Source organism: Ignavibacteria bacterium, from assembly GCA_016873845.1.
Lineage (GTDB): Bacteria > Bacteroidota > Ignavibacteria > Ch128b > Ch128b > JAHJVF01.
Genome location: VGVX01000002.1, coordinates 1 through 18,826, shown reverse-complemented (window position 1 = coordinate 18,826; position 18,826 = coordinate 1). Strand labels below are relative to the sequence as shown.

14 protein-coding genes are annotated in these 18,826 nt (G+C 36.1%); 1 reads left to right on the top strand and 13 read right to left on the bottom strand.

What is annotated here, in order from left to right; translation table 11 throughout:
* Positions 1–18 precede the first annotated feature (18 nt).
* A complete protein-coding gene (locus FJ213_00745) occupies positions 19–3,393 on the top strand; it encodes a T9SS type A sorting domain-containing protein (GenBank protein ID MBM4174692.1) in 3,375 nt (1,124 codons plus the stop codon).
* A gap of 619 nt (positions 3,394–4,012) precedes the next feature.
* On the opposite strand, the gene FJ213_00740 is transcribed toward FJ213_00745, so the two are convergent.
* From FJ213_00740 to FJ213_00680, 13 genes are all read right to left on the bottom strand, one after another.
* A complete protein-coding gene (locus FJ213_00740; GenBank protein MBM4174691.1) occupies positions 4,013–4,669 on the bottom strand; it encodes an energy transducer TonB in 657 nt (218 codons plus the stop codon).
* Positions 4,670–4,778: 109 nt separating this feature from the next.
* On the bottom strand, positions 4,779–6,341 hold the full coding sequence (locus tag FJ213_00735; GenBank protein MBM4174690.1) for an NAD(P)H-hydrate dehydratase: 1,563 nt from the start codon (positions 6,339–6,341) through the stop codon (positions 4,779–4,781).
* Positions 6,342–6,379: 38 nt separating this feature from the next.
* The gene (locus FJ213_00730) at positions 6,380–7,804 is read right to left on the bottom strand and encodes an NADH-quinone oxidoreductase subunit N (protein ID MBM4174689.1); all 1,425 of its coding nucleotides are present in this window, start codon (positions 7,802–7,804) and stop codon (positions 6,380–6,382) included.
* Between the two features lies 1 nt (position 7,805).
* Entirely contained in the window at positions 7,806–8,171 is a 366-nt protein-coding gene (locus tag FJ213_00725) for a hypothetical protein (protein ID MBM4174688.1), read from the bottom strand.
* A 1-nt stretch (position 8,172) separates the two neighbouring features.
* Positions 8,173–9,612, bottom strand: a complete 1,440-nt coding sequence (locus FJ213_00720; protein MBM4174687.1) for a citrate transporter — start codon at positions 9,610–9,612, stop codon at positions 8,173–8,175.
* Positions 9,612–11,153 (bottom strand): NADH-quinone oxidoreductase subunit M, encoded by a 1,542-nt coding sequence (locus FJ213_00715; protein ID MBM4174686.1) that lies wholly within the window; start codon positions 11,151–11,153, stop codon positions 9,612–9,614. The genes FJ213_00720 and FJ213_00715 overlap by 1 nt, the downstream gene beginning before the upstream one ends.
* A 1-nt stretch (position 11,154) precedes the next feature.
* Positions 11,155–13,092, bottom strand: coding sequence for an NADH-quinone oxidoreductase subunit L (gene nuoL, locus FJ213_00710; protein MBM4174685.1), 1,938 nt, complete (start codon positions 13,090–13,092; stop codon positions 11,155–11,157).
* Positions 13,093–13,100: 8 nt separating this feature from the next.
* The gene (gene nuoK / locus FJ213_00705) at positions 13,101–13,403 is read right to left on the bottom strand and encodes an NADH-quinone oxidoreductase subunit NuoK (GenBank protein MBM4174684.1); all 303 of its coding nucleotides are present in this window, start codon (positions 13,401–13,403) and stop codon (positions 13,101–13,103) included.
* Complete coding sequence (locus FJ213_00700; protein ID MBM4174683.1) at positions 13,400–13,912, bottom strand: NADH-quinone oxidoreductase subunit J; 513 nt, start codon at positions 13,910–13,912, stop codon at positions 13,400–13,402. The genes nuoK and FJ213_00700 overlap by 4 nt, the downstream gene beginning before the upstream one ends.
* A gap of 97 nt (positions 13,913–14,009) precedes the next feature.
* Positions 14,010–15,305, bottom strand: coding sequence for an asparagine--tRNA ligase (asnS, locus tag FJ213_00695; GenBank protein MBM4174682.1), 1,296 nt, complete (start codon positions 15,303–15,305; stop codon positions 14,010–14,012).
* 350 nt (positions 15,306–15,655) lie between these two features.
* Positions 15,656–16,075 (bottom strand): acyl-CoA thioesterase, encoded by a 420-nt coding sequence (locus FJ213_00690; GenBank protein MBM4174681.1) that lies wholly within the window; start codon positions 16,073–16,075, stop codon positions 15,656–15,658.
* Positions 16,076–16,104: 29 nt separating this feature from the next.
* Positions 16,105–17,673, bottom strand: a complete 1,569-nt coding sequence (locus tag FJ213_00685; protein ID MBM4174680.1) for a Ppx/GppA family phosphatase — start codon at positions 17,671–17,673, stop codon at positions 16,105–16,107.
* Entirely contained in the window at positions 17,660–18,604 is a 945-nt protein-coding gene (locus FJ213_00680; protein MBM4174679.1) for a glycosyltransferase family 9 protein, read from the bottom strand. Before FJ213_00680 ends, FJ213_00685 begins: the two co-directional genes overlap by 14 nt.
* Positions 18,605–18,826: the final 222 nt, after the last annotated feature.

Here is an 18,826-nt window from a genome sequence, read left to right as displayed (position 1 = left end):
TCAATTAAAGGAGTACTTATGAAAAAAATATATTTTGTATTTCTCACACTCCTCCTATTCGGGATAGGAATTGCGAACACTTATGCCCAAGTGGAGAGATTTGTGAGACAAACAACAATTGCCCCTCCAACAATTGAGACCGCAGGATTTGGCAACATTGTCTCAGGTGTCGACCTCGACAACGATGGTAAAGTTGAAATTTACGCTGTAAATAGTAACTATACCGATGCTGGCCCAGGAGAATTAATTCCACGAATTTATAAATTCGAATTCGATGGTACAAAATGGGATACTGTTTGGAGAGCCACTTTAAATATTCCCAAACAAAATACATATCCAGCGCTTACCGTTGGTGATTTAGACAAAGATGGCAAGAAAGAGGTAATATGGGGACCAGTAAATTTTCTTGAAACTGGAAATCTAAATCCTCCTCGTGTCGTCGTATTTGAAGTTAAAGGGGATGGCAGTGACATTCTGGGTGTACCAGATGGCACTAATTTCAAACCTAACGCTCAATGGAATATGGGTGTTGCAGACAATACTAACTTACGACCAATTAGGTGGTTCATCAATGATATTGATAATGACACTACACCAGAATTAATTTTTGTAAGCCGAGTTTCAGGCCATAGATTCGGAGTTATTTCGGTAAATAACATCCCTGATAATGGAGATGGATCTGAAATCTGGACAATGGAATATTCTGCTCTTGGTGTTACGGGAGTATCGACTTCAACTTTATATGATTTAGCTATTCTTGGAAGTACTGTATATCTCTTCCACGCTAATGGGGATGTTACACCTTTTACTTACAGTTCGGGAGCTTGGTCGAAAGGAACTTCTCAGGTCGGATTAGTCACTGGCGGACCATGGAAAAGTGCTTGTGTAGTAGACCTTAACAATGATAATACTAAAGAGATTGTCATCGGAGGAGGGTTTACAGCTGGTGATCCGAAAGTTGTTTTGTTACTCCAAGAAACAGCCCCTGGCGTTCTTACGGCTACTCAGATTGCCGATTTTAGTACTCTGATTGGAGCTGCAGGTCGTTTAGTTGGATCGGATTATGGAGATATTGATAGAGACGGCAAACTCGATTTTGTATTTGGAACATTCAATGCAACAAATGTTGGCAGTATAGTTCGAATGAAATATCTTGGTGGTTCAATTACAAGTCCCAGCAGCTATGAAACTTCCCTAATCGATAAAGGTATTGCTTCAGATGGAAGATTTGGGGTAATCAACATTGCAAATGTTGATGGAGATGCTAAACTTGAAGTTATCTATACTAATGAGTGGGACGGAACAGGCTTACGTGTTCCTTTGGTTATCCTCGACCATATAAAATACTATACTCTCGCGCAAGCAAGAGTTGATGCCAACAATGACGGCATACCTGATTTAAAAGTTACCGGTGATACAATGACGGTTACTGGTGTAATTACATCGCCAAATTACGTCGGAACGGCAACATCATATTATATTCAAGATCATACTGCAGGAATGAATTTATATAAATCCGGTACAGTAATGCCATTTGATCTTGGAGATTCGGTTTTAGTTACAGGTACATTAGACCATTATCGTGGTTTGACTGAAATCGTACCTTTTACGGCAAATAATCAAAATATTCGCGTCTTAAAGAAAAATGCATTTGTCCCTGCCCCAGAGGTTGTAACAGTAGCAAATTTCAATAATAACGGTGAGACATACGAAGGTAAATTGATCAGGATCAATGGACTTTCAAAACGTGCTGGTTCGCCAGCTTGGCCTGCAACTGGTTCAAATGCAAATATGCTAATGAGCTCAACAGGAACTGATACAGTTATCATGAGAATAGATGCAGACACTGATATAGATGGTCAAACAGAAGTATCGTATCCAGTCTCAGTAATAGGCGTTGCTACACAATTCACTCCATCTGCATCTGTTTATTTTGGCGGATATCAAATCCAGCCAAGATATTATGCAACAGACTTTGTTGCATACTTAGCACCAGTGGTCACTTTTAAAGTTAACATGAAAGTGAAAATTCTTGAAGGCGCATTTAATCCAGCGGAGGATTTACTGTATGTTAGAGGTTCATTTAATGGATGGGGAACTACCAATCAACTGTCCGATGGTGATGGTGATTCAATCTACACAGTAACGATTGCGAACATCGGAACTGCTGGAACTGTTTTACAATTTAAATTCATGTATGTAGATGTAAGCGCATCACAAGATAGATGGGAAAGCGATCCGAATAGAGAATACACACTCGTTGACGGTGCGCAAATCGTTGATGGTGGGTATTTTGACAGAGATGACAAAGTATCCAAAAACGTAAGTATGTATTTCTCTGTTAATATGGAACTCGAAAGACTATCAGGCAGATTCAATCCAGCAGTTGATACGGTTTCTGTTAATGGTTCATTCCAAGGATGGACACCGAAAGCTAATCGTTTAATTCCAAATCCTTTAAATCCAGATATCTACGAAGGTACATTCACAATTCTTGGGGCTGAAGGTGAAAATATAGAATTCAAATTCTGGTACACTCCAAATAATTGGGAAAGCGTAGAAAATAGAATTTATACTTTCACTGCCGCTGATATTTCATCTGGTATGGCAACTTACAGCGGTAGCTTTAATAATGGTACATTGGCTACGGTATTAAATCAGCCAGCAACATTGTTATTTACTGTTTATGTCCCGCCAACAGCGGTGAGTGTTATCAATGGTCAGCCATTCCCAGCTATGAATACTATACATGTTGCTGGGAGTGCAAGCCCATTGCAATGGCCGGGTGGCGGTTGGCCTGATACAGATCTGTCAAAAATGATTAGACTCTATGATGACGGTACACATGGCGATGTTACACCTGGTGACAGAAAATTCTCCGGTATAATAAACTTCCCACCATATACGGTATTAACCGTTAAATACAAATATGGAGCTAACTTTGGCGATGCCGCAAACAATGGCGGTGGAAACGACAATGAAGGTGGATTTGGTGCCGATCATACTCTCAAAATGCATCGCTATCTAAGTTCAGCAGTAGTAGTTGATACATTTGCTGTTTTACCCGACTCGTCACATCTTAAAGATGTAGTTTTAGTTGGAGTAGAAACTGAGTTCGAAATCCCGAAAGAATACTCTCTGTATCAAAATTATCCGAATCCATTCAATCCAAATACTACGATACGATTTGGATTGCCGAAAGAGAGTGCTGTGTCATTGATGATTTACAATGTGCTTGGTGAACTCGTTGCAACATTGATAAAGAATGAAACAATGAACGCTGGTGAGTATAACTATGAATTCAATGCATCGAGACTTGCAAGCGGTACCTACATTTATAGATTGACTGCAGGTGAATTCAGTCAAACTAAAAAGATGGTGTTAATCAAGTAACGCCCGGTAATTCATATTGCATACAAAGCCCGCAGATATGCGGGCTTTTTTTTGTACAAGTATGAATTCTTTTATTTCAGCGGCAGTTGTCTAATAACTATTCGACTGAATGGATTTATTGTTTCTGTAAATCATTAAAGCTCAATTTACTTAATAAAAAGTCATTTTAACTGCTGGAGATAATGTGACACTTTGGTCTTTACAGTTTATGGCTTTATCAAATTAAAAATGATTGGGGATGAAATTTCAACGGATTTATTGTTCCATCTGAAAAGAAAAGAATATACCTGTATTCTTAGTTTAGAAGAAAAAAAATAAATAAGCCGTTTAAATGTTGGATTTATGAATGGGGCACAAAATCCGTTGAGACTTCATTAAATGCAGAGCTGTATTAATGGTTGTTTCGAGATGTTTTTATAATCTGCTTCTAGCTTCAAGCAGAATTAAAATTGATTCATGCTGCTGTACTCAGACTGATTTAGTAAGTGAACGAGAGCCATCCAATTTATTTGGTTCAATGCTTGCCTTCCGAAGGCAATTATTTTTCATCCAGATGGCAGAAAAATGATTGTGAAAACTCAACTTTAACAAGAGCAGCTTAATAAGTTATAATGAAAGCTTATTTCAATGTGAACACAATTGGAACAGCAACTTTAACTTTGACTGGTTTTCCCCTCTGCTTGCCTGGTTTGAATTTAGTATCCCTCACAGCTTTTTCTGCTGCTTCATCACATCCAGCACCTATTCCTCGTAAAACTTCTGTCTTAGTGACTTCACCTTGTTCATTGACATAAGCTAAGATATAAACTTTTCCTTCGACTCCCGCTCTCTTTGCAATTTCCGGGTAAGTAATTTTGGATTGAATCGCTTGAATACCGCCAATTGGTTCAGGCATATCTTCAACGACTTCAAAATATGTCACTTCCTCTTCGATCACTTTAGTCTCTTTTGGGGGTGGAGGTGGAGCTTCAAATGTTTGTGATAGGTCTATTTCCGTGCTTCCAATTTCAATATCTTCAAGTACATCATCAGATGGTGCTTCAATTGGAATCGGAGGTTTTGGCGGGGGCGGTGGTTTGTTTTCTTGCTTCGTTTTAACGATATCTTCAACGTTAACTAATTCTTGCACTGCCTGCATTTCAGCGCCAGAACCTTCGAAAGTTGGGAAAAACTTAAATGCGATAATTAAAACCGTTAAAGCCATGATCAATGATATTTCGAAGACTCTCTGATATTTCCGTTTTAAGTCTGCTTTGGGTGTCTTTAATACTGGCATCGTTCTCGTCCTTTATCTTAAAATTTGATTGTAAGTTAAACCAACTGCATAAAACTTTCAACCACAAATTTGTAACTAATTGATTTTTTTTATGTTCCAGATATCATCATCAGCCTGAAATAATAAGGCTGAATGCTCTCGAGATATTTTGCTGAACATCCGAAGAGATCAAGCTAAATTCGTTCTTTCTTCTCTTTGCTATATCTCCAGAAAGTCCGTGAATGAATACACCGCAGATCGCAGCTTCAATCGCGGATATTCCTTGGGAGTAAAGTCCGGAAATGATACCGGTCAATACATCTCCCATTCCAACTGTTGCCATTCCCGGATTTCCAGTAGAATTGATATAACTATTTCCTTTTTCATCGAAGATGATAGTTGGAGCTCCCTTCAGAACTAAAATGCACCTATTATTCTTGGCAAACTTGCTGCCTGCTTGCAGTAAATTTCGCTTGATGAACTCAACATCTTTTCGAATTAATCTCGAGAATTCACCGAGATGAGGGGTTAAAATAGAATTCGAGAGGTCTAAGTTCTTCGAAATAATTTGATCCGCTAATAAATTTAATCCATCAGCATCTAAAACTTTTTTCTTTTTGGGAAACTTAGTAAAGATTTCCCATAGCAATTCTGCGGTTTCGTTTTTTCTACCAAGCCCAGGTCCAATCATCAGAATATCCGCCCATTCAATTTTTGGTTTTATCTTTTTAAAATCAGAAGTAGCAAGGAAATAATTTTCACTTTCAACAGAAAATGTCATTACCTCTTTTAACTTTTTGGAAAAAACATTTTGCAGCTTATTCGTGGTTAATTGAAGTACTCCGCCGCATCCGGCAAGAAGTGCAGATTCAGATGACATGATTGCTGCGCCAGTCAATCCTTTTGAACCAGAAATTCCGAGTACTTTACCGACTGAATATTTATGTGAGTCTAAGTTTCTTTTGGGGAGAAATGATTTTACATCAGAGATTTCTATCAAGGAGGACTTAATTTCTGATTTGCTGGACAATGAATTTGGATAAGATATGTCAACAATCTCTAATTGTCCGGAATTTTTAGGCCCCTCATTTATTAGTGTACCGATTTTTGGAAGGCCCATGGTTAAAGTATAGTCAGCTTCGAAGCAATAATTCGGAACAAATCCATCATCACTCGATAAGCCAGTGGGGTGATCAACTGCGAGTTTGATTGCATCAACTTTATTTATCCAATTTACAATTTTATTATAAGGTTTTCGGAGAGCAGAGTTTAATCCTGTACCAAGCATTGCGTCGATCACTAAATTTGTATCAGCAGCATTCCTGAGTGAAATCGGTTTCCGAGTTAATATGATCTTTAAATTGGATTCATATTTTTCGAACTTCTTAAGAATTTCAAAATTCGTTTTTGCATCTTTCGATAGTTTTTTTTGTTCACCAACAAATTGGACGGTAACATCAAATCCACGAATAACTAGATGCCGTGCGATTGCGAAACCATCACCTCCATTATTGCCGTGTCCGCAAAGAATTAAAATACGATCTATCTGGTTTGTTTTACATAAATATTCTGTTATGAAATCCACAACACCGATGGCAGCGTTTTCCATTAGAATAATTGATGGAATTTTATAGTACGAAGAGGCGAGTTGATCTAATTTTTTAATCTCTGACGATGTTACAACTTTAATCATGCAATTTTATTATTAAGCTCGATTAAAATTAAATTACGTTATAAATATCTAGTGATCAAATCGAGCACTGTCGAAGGGAAAATTCCCATGTGCAGCACAATCAAAATACTTACGACTAATACAAAATTTTCAGTAAATGAATAGTTTGCGGAGATATAAACTTGAGTCTCTCTAAAATACATGTATATGATTACACGCAAATAAAAATAGACAGCGATAACACTAGATAAAACACCGATCACAGCCAGCCACGTCATGCCTGCATCGATCGCAGAAACGAAGACATAATACTTACCAAAGAAACCACCAAATGGAGGAAGCCCTGATAAAGCAAACATGAACATCGCCATAAAAGCTGCAATCAATGGTTTTTGATTGACCAATCCGGCTAAATCGTCGAGCTGAATTCTCTTATCTGTAGAATCTTCAAATAGTGAAATAATTAAAAACGCTCCAATGTTCATAAAAGCATAAACGATCAAATAATAAATAACTCCGCTCAATCCGAGCTTGTTTGCGGCTGCAATTCCAATCAGCAAATAACCTGCATGCGCAATACTTGAATAAGCAAGCATTCGTTTTAAATTAGTTTGTGCCAGAGCAACAATACTTCCAAAAAGCATACTCAAAACTGAAAGTATAGCGAGTATGTTTCCTAAATCTGAAAACATTTGAGGTTGTATTGTAGAACCATATAGCGAAACAATTATAGCAGCAAAGGCTGCCATTTTTCCCGCAGTAGACATGAACGCAGTAACTGTTGTTGGACTACCTTCATAAACATCCGGCACCCACATGTGAAACGGAAATGCTGCGATTTTGAAAGATAAACCAATTAAAAAAAGAATTAATCCAAGTGTAAAGACTACATTAGAAAGGAGTGATGGAAAAGAACCAACGATTGTCGAAATGCTTGTTGTTTTTGCCGATCCATAAATAAGAGCAATTCCATACAGTAAAAAACCAGTTGCAAATGCACCAAGTAAAAAATACTTTAATGAAGCTTCGTTATTTAAAAGTTTTTTTCGATTGAATCCCGCAAGAACATAAAAACTTACCGACATCAATTCTAATCCAAGGAAAGTGAGCATCAGATCTCGGGATGAAGCCATTACCATCATTCCTAATGCGGCAAGCATGAGAAGTAAGTAATATTCTCCATGATGAAACTGAATTTTTGTCATGTAATTCTTTGAAACTAAAGCTATCATTCCAGTAGTTACTAAAAACGCAAAATAAAAAACATGCGTGATTCCCCCAGAATGTATCATACCTGAAAAATTCAGATATTGCTCATGAATGCTAAGGAGAGAATAAGCTGCAATACCGAACGTTCCAATCACTGTCAGCCAATGAAGAATCGATTCACTTTTCTTAATAAATGCTTCAATTAATATTGCGACTAAAGCCAAAAGAGTTATTAGAAGAATCGGTAAAATATTTATAAATGAATTTATATCCATATTAATCTATAAAGACTTGATCGTCGGTTGGTGTTTCAATTATAATTCTATGGTCGTCATTCAGTGTAAGTATGAGTTTAACATGATTTGAGAAATCAAAGATATCACTCCCCTTCTCGGCGGTAACTATTTTAATATTTTCATACTTCGAAATATCATCTTTCAGATATTTGTGTCTCTTCATGTAAATGTCAGTAAAATTTTCACCTTCAGATACTATCACTTCGCTGCTGCAGTGTGAGAAATCATAAATGATTTCTGATTGATAGATCAGCTTAAGCAAAGTGCAGTTAAATGGTAAAATAATTCTATTGCCATAGTAAAGACCATTTTTCTTTTCTTCTAAAGCTTTTTTTATCGTGTTCATATTAACCTCTGCCATAAAAGAATACTAACCAAATAATTGTAAAGATCGGAATTAAAATTGGAATTGCATATTTAACAAGATATCCGATAAAGCTCGGCACTTCAATGCCAGCACGCTCAGAAATTGATTTTACCATGAAGTTTGGACCATTACCTATGTAAGTCATTGCACCGAAAAATACAGCAGCCACAGAAATAGCCATTAAATAAATCGGATCCTGTTCTTGAAAATGATGTACATCTTGGTAAAGATCAATATTTAATCCAAACTTGCCCATTGCTGCACTCAAAAAGTTTAGATATGTGGGTGCATTATCAAGAAATGCCGAGAGTATTCCAGTCCCCCAATAAAAAATATCTGCAGTCAATTGAGCACCATAAACTTTTGTCTCATATGCAATTAATTGAAGTGCAGGGATCATTGTTGCAAAAATTCCTATAAATAAAAATGCAACTTCTTTGATAGGATCAAAGTCAAATTCATTCCCTTTAAGCGCCTCTTTATTCGCAAACTTATACGAGAAAAAGGCAACGGAGAACATTATGATTTCTCGAATTCCAAATGGGAGTGGATGGAGACTCGGAACCCAGCTCAAAACTTTTGGATCGAGAAAAACTGAGATAATGACAATTAACAAGTATATAAAATTCTTTGCGCCGCGAAGTTCAATTTTTCCGGTGTACTCAGTAACAGATTCTCCTTTACCACTGTTTCTTTTATCAATGAAATAAAATACAATTAAAATACTCAATACACCAATTAACCAGATGTGCCAAACATGTGTTGCGACCCAAAAGAAATCAACTCCTCTCAAAAAACCAAGAAACAACGGAGGATCCCCAATAGGTGTCAAACCGCCTCCCATGTTGCTCACTATAAAAATGAAGAACACTACATGATACGTATTAATTCTATCACGATTCATCCTAAGAAATGGACGGATCAATAGCATTGAGGCTCCGGTTGTTCCAATGAGATTAGAGATCAATGCGCCGAATAACAAAAAAATAACATTTGCAAATGGCGTTGACTTTCGATCGATCTTAATTAATATCCCGCCTGAAGCAACAAAAAGAGAAGTCAGCAAAGCTATAAATGAAAGATACTCCTCCAGCGTGTGAATTAAACTGTGAGAGTCTTTTAATACAACCAAATAATAAGTAACAGTAATCATCCCAAGAAAAATTGCAACCTTAGGATAGTGATGTTCCCAAAAATGTTTGTAAAATAATGGACCAGTCGCGATCATCAGCAATAAAACCACAAATGGAATTACCATAAATGCGGATGGCAAAGTTTTTTCAGCATGTGAAGAAGCTGCAGTTGAGAGTGTCTGGGATGTTGTATCGCTCACGCTTGCTAATGAAGAATTCGCTAATCCGAATTCGGTATGCGTAAGTAATAAAAATAAAAGTGCAAATAAGAATATTATTTTTTTCATCAATTTATCTTAGGATTTATAACTACTAACTCTTTTTTAATTTGATCAACGTCCCTTAAAATATTTTTTACAGATTCTTCTGATTTATTAAGAAAGGTTGAAGGATAAATACCAATCCAAACAATAAATATTAAAATTGGAATTAATAATCCAATTTCCCTCTTGTTTAGATCATTCAGTTTTTCATTTTGTGGATTTTCCATCTTTCCAAAAACAATTCGTTGATACATCCACAATAGATAAATAGCAGCGAAAATGACTCCGGTTGCAGCGAGTGCAGCAAACCACCACCTTGCTAATACAGCAGATTTAAAAGTACCAATTAAAATTAAAAACTCACCAATGAATCCATTTAATAAAGGTAATCCAATCGAACTAAGTGAAACAATTAAAAGGATCGTCGAAAAAATTGGAACTTGTTTTGCGATCCCGCCATATTCCGAAATCAATCTTGTATGACGTCTGTCATATATCATTCCAACCATCAAAAAGAGAGCCCCAGTAGATAAGCCGTGATTTATCATCTGGATTACAGCTCCTTGCAAGCTTTCAATGTTCATTGCAAAAATTCCAAGTACAACAAATCCCAAATGGCTTACTGAACTATATGCGATCAATTTTTTCATATCAGGCTGCACCATAGCAACTAAGGCACCGTAAATGATTCCAACGATTGCCAATGCACTTATATAAGGAGCCAAATCAATTGAAACTTGCGGGAACATAGGAAGACAAAAACGAACTAATCCATAGGTACCCATTTTCAATAAAACTCCAGCAAGAATGACACTGCCGGCTGTTGGTGCTTCAACGTGGGCATCGGGTAACCACGTGTGAAATGGGAAAAGTGGAACCTTAATAGCGAAGCTTAATGCAAAACCTAAAAACATTAATAGCTGAACCGATTGCGTTAATTGTGGAGCTACATTTTTGAGAATCAGAAAATCAGTTGTAAAATATCCAATACTGTTCATTCCATAAATTCCGAGAGCAATAATTGCAACGAGCATTAGCAAACTGCCGAACATTGTATAAATGAAAAATTTTACAGCAGCGTAAATTTTTCTTTCACCGCCCCATATTCCAATAATGAAGTACATTGGAATGAGCATTGATTCCCAAAAGATGTAGAAAAGGAATAAATCAAGCGAGGCAAACACACCGATCATTCCTGTTTCCAGCACAAGGAAAAAGAATAAGAATTCTTTCACTTTTTTCTGAATGCTCTCCCAGGATGAAATTAAAGTAATCGGTGTGATAAAAGTCGTGAGCAGAATTAGAAGTAATGAAATTCCATCAATCCCGATGTGATAGCTTGCATTCAGACTTTTAATCCATTCTATTTTTGTAAGGAATTGAAACTCTGATTTTAATGAGTCAAAACCAAAATAAAGAAATAAAGAAACAATGAATGTGACTAAAGAAAAGCTCAATGCAGTATATTTTAACAGATTACTTTTCTCGGAATTAATAAAAAGAAGTACCACCGCACCAATCAGCGGTATAAAAATTGTCGCAGTTAAAATGTAATTTTCCAGCATATTAAAAAATGAAAAGTATAAAAAGTATTATAGCGATTCCAAAAACCATTACGAGAGCGTAAAACTGTGCAACTCCATTTTGGATCTTTCGAATGAACTTGCTTCCTGAATCAAAAAATGCCGCAGTCCCATTCAAGAATCCATCAATGATCTTAACGTCATTAACTTTCCACAGAAATTTTTCAGATGCAGTTTTTATAGGATTAACAACGAGAAGATCGTAGACTTCATCAATCCAATATTTGTTGAGCAGAAGTTTATACAGTTTTGTAAAATTATTTACAAGTGAAGTAATCGGTCTAATATTTTGAAGATAGAATTTTCTTGCAAGATAAATTGAAACCACAGCAATCCCTGCTGATAAAATCATTAGTAGAAATTCTGTCGTATGAGAATGTTCTCCATAATGAGTTATTTTACTTAGAGCAGGCTGAAATACTGGAGCCAGCCATGATGCAAACAGATTTCCATTTTCGCCGACAAAGAGTGCGGGCATCCCTATCAAGCCGCCAATGACTGATAGAACTCCGAGAATAATCAAAGGCACTGTCATCACTGAAGGAGATTCATGCAGATGTAGTTGCTCAGACCATCTTCTCTTTCCTTCAAATGTCAAGAAGAATAATCTAAAAATATAAAATGCAGTCATCATTGCAGTTGTAATGGCAATCACATAAAGTATGCTCGATCCATCCGCAAATGATTTCCAAAGTATTTCATCTTTCGAGAAAAATCCTGATAGGGGTGGGATACCAGAAATTGCAAGTGCTGCAGCTAAAAACGTCCAATAAGTTTTCGGCATGATCGATTTTAATCCACCCATTTTTCGAATGTCTTGTTCATCATGCATTGCATGAATTACTGAACCCGCACCAAGAAATAATAAAGCTTTGAAAAAAGCATGAGTCATTAAGTGAAAAATTCCAGCAGTGAAGGCGCCAACTCCAAGTGCGAGGAACATAAATCCGAGTTGACTGACTGTAGAGTACGCTAAAACTTTTTTAATATCGTTCTGCACTAAGCCAATTGTTGCTGCAATGAAAGCTGTTGCAAGCCCAATCACTGCAATGATCATCATTGTAGTTTCTGCTTGAATGAATAAAATAGAACACCTTGATACCATATATACACCTGCAGTCACCATAGTTGCAGCATGAATGAGTGCAGAAACAGGTGTTGGACCCGCCATCGCATCCGGAAGCCATACAAATAAGGGAATCTGTGCTGATTTTCCTGTTGCTCCAATAAATAAAAACAAAGTTATTAAAGTTAATGTAATCTCAGGAACTGGAATTTTATCTGCAAATAAAAATACCTCTGAAAATTTCAAGCTGCCGTAGGTCATATAAATTAAGAACATTCCGAGTAAAAATCCGAAGTCGCCAATTCGATTCACTATAAAAGCTTTTTTTGCAGCATCAGCAGTAGTGCTCTTTTCGAATTTTCTATCATACCAAAATCCAATTAATAGATATGAACAAAGCCCGACTCCTTCCCATCCTAAAAATAGCAGAACAAAATTATCCGCTAAAATCAAATTCATCATCATGAAGATGAATAAATTTAAATAAGCAAAGAATCTCGCAAATCCCTTATCTCCATGCATATATCCAATTGAGTAAACATGAATTAAAAGTCCAACACCAGTGACAATCAGACTCATCACCAGCGAAAGCGGGTCAACTTGGTAGCCAAATGAAATATCAAGGTTTGCCACTTTCATCCACTGGAAGAGGGTTACTATAATAGTTCGTTCATCGACTGGAAGAGCTAATACTTCAAAAAATGAAAAAGCGGAAATCAAAAATGCTAAACCGACAGCACCACTTCCGATAATTCCAACAACTTTTTCACTTTTGATTTTTCTCCCAAGAAATGAATTTAAAATGAATCCAATCAGAGGAAAAAAAACTGCGAGGTAAATTAAATTTGTAAACATCAATCAGATTACCACTTGAGAATATTAATTTCGTCTAAGTTAACAGTTAATTTATTTCTGAAGATTGCGATTATTATTGCAAGACCAACAGCAGCTTCTGCTGCAGCGACAGTCATGACAAAGAATACAAAAATTTGTCCTGCACTATCTCCAAGAAAAGATGAAAATGTAACAAATGTTAGATTCACAGAATTCAACATCAACTCAATAGACATAAAAACGATAATCGCATTTCGACGGGTGATCACACCGACGACACCTATACAAAACATTAATGCACTTACTATTAAATAAAATTCAATTCCGATCATTCGAATTTCCTTTTTGCTAATACAATAGCCCCAATCATCGCTGCAATCAAAAGCATAGAAGTGATTTCAAATGGGATCAAATAAGTAGTAAATAATTGCATCCCGATACTTTCGATCTTTCCGGCTGTCACAGAATTATTCGATTGCGGATAGTTTATTGCAGAATTCCCTTTAAAAAGAATTACATACGCAATTTGAATGAAAATCACTACACCGACAGATATCGCCGCTATTCTCTTAATGTTGAATCTATCTGTCAAAGCTTCTTCATCATCAAGATTTAGAAGCATGATCACAAAAACGAAAAGTACCATTATAGCACCGGCATAAACTAAAATCTGAAGCGCCGCTATAAACTGAGCATTAAGAACAAGATACAATCCTGCAAGTGCGAAAAAATTGATTATCAAAAAAATTGCCGAGATAACCGGATTAGCCCGTGTAATCATAATGACTGCAGATGTGACAGCAGTCAATGCAAAGAATATAAAGAGAATAATTTCAAACATTTAGTTATTAGAATTTATAAAATTTTGAATTTTTCTTTTCACAAAAATTGAGTGTAAAATCAAATTCCGCATTCCCAAATCCTCATTCTACATTTACTTAAGGAGTGTTTCTATAAATCATTCTGGGAAATGGAATCGTTTCACGAAGGTGATCAAGCTTACAGATCCAAGCGACAGTTCTTTCAACACCTAATCCAAAACCGGCATGAGGAACACTGCCAAATCTTCTAAGATCGAGATACCAATCGAATGCTTCCTGAGGCAGATAATGTTCTTTGATCCGATGGAGAAGTAAGTCATAGTTATCTTCTCTTTGACTTCCGCCAATTATTTCACCATATCCTTCCGGAGCTAACATATCAACAGCAAGCGCATATCGAGAATCATTCGGGTCGCGTTTCATATAAAATGCTTTAACTTGAGCAGGATAATGATGAATCATAACAGGTTTATCAAATTTTTCTGCTAAAACCGTTTCATCAGTTCCGCCGAGATCATTCCCCCACTCAAAATTAATTCCGTCTTTCTTTAAGATTTCAATTGCTTCTTCATAGTGCAATCGAGGAAATGGCCTTTTCACATTTTCCAGTTTAGAAATATCCCTTTCAAGCAGTTTTAATTCTTGTGATCTGTTTTTTAAAACAGTCTGAACTATATATTCAACGAATTCCTCAGCGAGATCCATGTCATCATTCAAATCAAAAAAAGCGACCTCAGGCTCTACCATCCAAAATTCGGTCAAATGCCGGCGCGTTTTTGATTTTTCTGCACGAAATGTGGGACCAAATGTGTATACTTTCCCAAGGGCTAAAGCAGAAGCTTCAGCATACAGTTGACCTGATTGAGACAAGAATGCCTTACCTAAATCAAAGTAATTAGTTTCAAATAGTGTAGATGTCCCCTCGCAAGCTGCAGGAGTTAAAATTGGTGAATCAACAAGTGTAAATCCCTTGTTATCAAAAAAGTTACGAATAGCTTTTATAATTTCATGACGAACTCTAAGTATAGCATGCTGCCTGCTTGAACGCAGCCACAAATGTCGTCTGTCCATCAAAAATTCTATTCCATGATCCTTTGGTGTAATTGGATATTCTTCGGCAATTGATATAATTTCAAGCTCTTTTAATTCGATCTCGAATCCCCCGGGCGACCGGTTTTCTTTTCTAACTTTACCTACAATCCTAACCGCGGATTCTTGTGTTAATTTATCAAAAAGATTGAAAGTCTCCTCAGATAGATTTGATTTTACAAGAACGCACTGGCAAATTCCTGTGCCGTCGCGTAAAACAATAAAACGAATCTTTCCGCTTGATCTTTTATTATAAATCCAACCTTTAAGCTCAACTTCGGAGTTAACATGGCGGGCTAAATCTTCAATATATACTTTAGACATACAGTATCAGATTGTACAAAAAATTTTTACAAAATTAAAAAATGCACGCCCCAAATGCAAAGAGTGATTTCTGTTTAATTTGATTAGATAGTAATAAAGTTTATAAAGCTTACACTGAACGAAGTTAATGTGCAATTATAGTGAAAAGTTCGTAAAGTAAATCAATTTGAAAATTAAGTTCTGCAGAACGGTCATTCTAACTCATCAGATTCGTCTAAAAATTCAGACAAGTTTGAATTTACCTGCGGCAAGCAGACAAAGTGTCTGAAGAACCCCTTCAGGGAAGAACCTAATATTACCCTTTAGATTCAATAGATGCTTCGTCTGACGAAGCGAAATCAGTAGTCGGATTAAAATGAATAATGATCAATTATTGATTGAGGGATTTTTTGGATCTTGCCGGATGCAATGCTTATCAAAGTGAATTCGAAATTTCCATCTGCACAAAGTTTTCTGGTTTCTTTTTTAATAATTTCAAATGCAACTTTTGCACTGGAAGCGTTAATGCTCTCAATTCCTGTTTTTACGATGAAATGATCGCTAATAAATAAAGGACGTTTGTACACTATAAAACAATTCTTCACGACCCAATTATATCCCATTGCATGAAAATCCTCCATCGACATTTTATAGCATCGTTTCAATTGATCATGACGTGCGGCGAGAACATAATCGAGATATTTTGAGAAATGAACATGATTGTTCATATCAATATCATCTGGGCGGACAGACAGTTCAGTTTCAAATTTTGAATAGTTAAAATTTTCCATTAATCAATCCCGTGACAACTTTGAAAAACTTAATACCGAATTTTTTCCAACTCGATTTTTAATTTAATTTTGAAAACATCTTCCAAAACCTGTTTTCTTTTTTCAGCAGCCCACAATTCTGTTTCAGGAGGAGTAGTTAGATATCGCAAAGTCATCAAAAACTCATTCCCCAATGGTTTGATTTTAATATCTTTAATTAATGCCGCGTGGGTTTTTTCCAAACCGTCTGCTAAACGAAGCAAGCTGGAAAGTTTTTCAACCAGTGCTCGATCCTCTTTATCTAAAGGTATAAGATTTTCATGATTCTCTTTTGGAAGCGCTTTCCGGTGATATCTGGCAATGTTTGCTATAATTTCAATTTCACGCTGGTTGAATCCGAGCATTTCGGAATTCTTTATTAAATAGTAGGAATGTTTGTGATGCTTTGCAATCGAGATATGGTATCCAATATCATGAAGCAATGCGGCATATTCGAGTAGTTCTCTTGCTTCAGCAGAAAACTTGTGAAATCTACGGATCTCATCAAATAATATTAGCACAATCTTTTTTACTTGAGCAGAATGCGGAAAATCAAAATTGTAACTCTTTCCCAGTTGAACGACACTGTCATTCCTAAGCTGCATTAATTTACTTCTTTCCTCTCCACTCGTACTAAATTTTTCAATCGCATCTATAATAATTCCTTCACGCATCGCATAGCCGCTTATCGTAAGTTTCTTGATCTTCAGCTTACGAACAATCTCATCAAATATTATTGTGCCTGCGGTGATGATATCTACACGCCCGGAATCAATTCCATTTATTTCTAATAATTTTTCTTTCGTTTGTGCTTTAAATATCTGCTCAGCAACCTTTTTATACTCAGCTTGTGTAAAAGAAAAATTATGGAGGGGAACATAATTATTCTGCTTATTATTGAATTCAGCACGGAGAATATGACCAATTGCCTGAATAGTTCCTGCAGTCCCAATTACATTCGTATAGCCAAGACGTCTAACCTGCCTCAATATTGGATTTAATTCCGCTGAAATATGTTTCCTGCAAGACTCAATCTTTGATTTAGTAAATTTCTCATTTTTATTAAAATATTTTGACGTTAATCTGACTGCGCCCAGTTTTACACTTGCTGCGTATTCGATTTTCCCTTTTTTCCCGATTAATAGTTCCGTACTTCCACCGCCGATATCAATCAGTAAAACTTTTTTGTTGTAAATATTCATTCCCTGCAGAACACCTAAATAAATCAATCTGGCTTCTTCAAATCCTGAGACAACATTTATATCGATTCCCAACTTTTCTTTAACAATATTAAGGAATTGCTTTTGATTTGGAGCTTCCCTAATTGCACTTGTAGCCACCGCATAGATTTCAGCATTATGTTTATCGGCGATCTCTTTAAATATTTGGAGCACTTGCATTGCTCTTTTAATTCCAGCCGATGAGAGTGATTTCATATCTGCTGAGCTTCTCATTGCGATTCGAACAACTTCTCTTTGTTTGTGAATGATCTCGAAATGCCCGCCCTGTTCAAGTCTAACTACAACAAGATGAAATGAATTAGTACCGAGATCGATCGCTGCAATATTAGTATGTTTCATTCAAAATTCTTTCTGCAAATTCGAGTACATCGTCTACTTGAATTGAATTTATATCATTTTCTTTTTTTATAAAATATTTATTTTCACCGATAGGTGACCACATTTTCGGGTTTGTCGGTCCAAATAAAGAGATCATTGGACAATTTGTGACTCCCGCAACATGCATTATTCCTGTATCGTTTGAGATGAACAAGTCGGATTTTTCGATAACGGCCGCAATTTGGGGTATAGTTTGAGTTCTCATTGGTATCAAATCAAAATTAATCATTTTATGTAACTGATTATATAATTCTTCATCCATTTGCCCTACTGTTAAAAAGAAAAACGGATTATATTTTGAATTAAGTTTATTCATCAACTCAGCAAAATTATCCACACTCCATCGGTTTTGAATTTTACCTGCGCCAATGTGAAGACCAATTTTCGGTTTATCTACTCCATTGAAAAACTTGTCCGCATAGACTCGATCTGTTTCAGTTATTAAAATGTGGCTCCTTAAATTTTTTGTCGAAATCTTAATTGGTTCGAGTATTTTCAAAATTCTTTTTGATATATGAACATCTGTATTTTCACGCCAATCAAAATCTACTGCAGAGTTGAACAAGAATCTACCAGAAAACAATTTTCCGTCTAATGAGCTGGGACCAATAAGATATTTGCATTTTGCCAATCTCACAAGAATACCGCTTGTGAACGAGATGGAAACTGTCACTGGAACTAAGCCAAGTTCAAACTTTTTTCCCCTTAGCTGTGTTGCTAAATATTTAATATATCTTACTGAAAATAATTTTTTCTTATCGAACAGAATAATGTTAGATAACATTTCATTCTGTCTAACAGCTTTGATGTTATCGGGGCTTGCGATTAAAGTAATTCTGCAGTCGGGAATATTTTCAATTAATGCACGGAATAAAGGAACGGAGGTAAGCATATCTCCAAATTGATTGTGCTGCCGAATTATCAGAATATTTTTAATTTCATCGGGCCTGGGTAGATTTGATTTCGGAGCTTTAAAAAATATTTTAAGAAAATTTATAAATATTTTTCTCAATGAAATAAGTTTTAAATTGAAATTGAATAATTACTGTTTGCCCTTGTCATTTTCATCAACTTCTTCATAATCAATATCGATTATATCTCGCTTGTTCTTTTT

Excerpts from the sequence above, each read along its gene's own strand:
- nuoK (MBM4174684.1), bottom strand. The coding sequence starts at position 13,403 with ATGATCGGAATTGAATTTTATTTAATAGTAAGTGCATTAATGTTTTGT.
- FJ213_00680 (MBM4174679.1), bottom strand. The coding sequence starts at position 18,604 with ATGCTTACCTCCGTTCCTTTATTCCGTGCATTAATTGAAAATATTCCC.
- FJ213_00715 (MBM4174686.1), bottom strand. The coding sequence starts at position 11,153 with ATGCTGGAAAATTACATTTTAACTGCGACAATTTTTATACCGCTGATT.
- FJ213_00690 (MBM4174681.1), bottom strand. The coding sequence starts at position 16,075 with ATGGAAAATTTTAACTATTCAAAATTTGAAACTGAACTGTCTGTCCGC.
- FJ213_00730 (MBM4174689.1), bottom strand. The coding sequence starts at position 7,804 with ATGGATATAAATTCATTTATAAATATTTTACCGATTCTTCTAATAACT.
- FJ213_00700 (MBM4174683.1), bottom strand. The coding sequence starts at position 13,912 with ATGTTTGAAATTATTCTCTTTATATTCTTTGCATTGACTGCTGTCACA.
- FJ213_00720 (MBM4174687.1), bottom strand. The coding sequence starts at position 9,612 with ATGAAAAAAATAATATTCTTATTTGCACTTTTATTTTTATTACTTACG.
- FJ213_00740 (MBM4174691.1), bottom strand. The coding sequence starts at position 4,669 with ATGCCAGTATTAAAGACACCCAAAGCAGACTTAAAACGGAAATATCAG.
- FJ213_00735 (MBM4174690.1), bottom strand. The coding sequence starts at position 6,341 with ATGATTAAAGTTGTAACATCGTCAGAGATTAAAAAATTAGATCAACTC.
- FJ213_00685 (MBM4174680.1), bottom strand. The coding sequence starts at position 17,673 with ATGAAACATACTAATATTGCAGCGATCGATCTCGGTACTAATTCATTT.
- nuoL (MBM4174685.1), bottom strand. The coding sequence starts at position 13,092 with ATGTTTACAAATTTAATTTACCTCGCAGTTTTTTTTCCTCTGATTGGA.
- FJ213_00725 (MBM4174688.1), bottom strand. The coding sequence starts at position 8,171 with ATGAACACGATAAAAAAAGCTTTAGAAGAAAAGAAAAATGGTCTTTAC.
- FJ213_00745 (MBM4174692.1), top strand. The coding sequence starts at position 19 with ATGAAAAAAATATATTTTGTATTTCTCACACTCCTCCTATTCGGGATA.
- asnS (MBM4174682.1), bottom strand. The coding sequence starts at position 15,305 with ATGTCTAAAGTATATATTGAAGATTTAGCCCGCCATGTTAACTCCGAA.